Consider the following 1,220-nt stretch of genomic DNA (forward strand, 5'->3'; position numbering starts at 1 on the left):
AGACGCTCCGGAAAAGCCTGATGGCGTTTGATCCAGAAGTCTCACAAAACTAGGAACCTGTCCGGTACATAACCGCGTTTAGCCGTGAGATCGTATATCAATCATCTGATCCAGAATTTAACGAACGACAAGGTGGATAATCGACACTGTCTTTAGCCCCCCATTCTCCCGTGTGGAAACCAAATTCACACGCAGTTCGGACCGCCCAGTCATACTCAGCGTCGTTTCCAAAATAGTCCATGTTGCCCGCATACGAACGGCACGCATCTTCGTGCCCGTATTCACACCCCTGCTTCCACATTGGCAGTGCGCGTTTGTGCTGATCTTCGTCTTGGGCTTCATGTATAATGTAAATGCCAAGAAGGTGGCACCCGCTTCCGATCTTGTTGTCGCAAAGCTCCTGCGCAGCGTACTTTTCTTTTTCGATATCTGGTGAAGGTTGCATGGAGACGGATAAATCGAAGTAACCGCCACACCCGGTTACGAAGCCCAGCTCACAGGAACGGTAAAAGTTATCCATAACCTTTTCTAGATCGGCTTTCTGAAGCTCGTCCGGATTCCAGTGAACTTCGGCCGCCAGACTTGCGGCATGATTCAAACAACCGTACTCCGATCCGAGTTCGCAGGATTTTTGGATCATCATTGCCCCCCGTTCTGGATCGAGGCGATCCTGTCTGAAGCTACCGATTTTCTGCATCTTCTCTGACATGAAACCGTCGCCTTGAAGGGCCCGGCCCAGCATCCAGCATCCGTCGGGATCGTCCACTCCACACGCGGATTCGAACAATTTGTATGTTGAATTAGCGTCGGACATATCAGCGGACGCACGCCAACTTTGAACCTTCTTCTCTATGCAGGGCGTGGCCTCTTCGGCGGTACCATTGCAGGCAGGTGCGGAAGCAATTGTTTCGGAACGTTGCTGGCAGGCGACAAAGACCAGCGCAAAAACGGCCAGCAGTATTCGCCAGCTAAGCATTTTGTGGATCCTCCGAGAACTGTTCCGATACCCTATTTGACTGCATGGCGGATGTCTATTTTCGGCGAATAGCTGCCAAGGAGAGCTTTTGTCCGGCTGTCCATCTTTGAACTTAGATTAGCCAGTACCTCTATCCACGACATTTCCATTGGCCGCGCCGCTGGCGTATACACGCACGGCGTCAGCTGGGGCTTCGCCGCCGCCCATGAACTGGAAGACGTCGGCGCCCACGAAATCCACCATG

At 52.5% G+C, this 1,220-nt stretch carries 1 protein-coding gene; it reads right to left on the bottom strand.

From position 1 onward, the window contains the following. Positions 1-97 precede the first annotated feature (97 nt). Positions 98-976 (bottom strand): hypothetical protein, encoded by an 879-nt coding sequence (locus HY36_RS12665; protein WP_035553476.1) that lies wholly within the window; start codon positions 974-976, stop codon positions 98-100. Positions 977-1,220 lie beyond the last annotated feature (244 nt).

The organism is Hyphomonas atlantica corrig. (assembly GCF_000682715.1).
GTDB classification, from domain to species: Bacteria; Pseudomonadota; Alphaproteobacteria; order Caulobacterales; family Hyphomonadaceae; genus Hyphomonas; species Hyphomonas atlantica.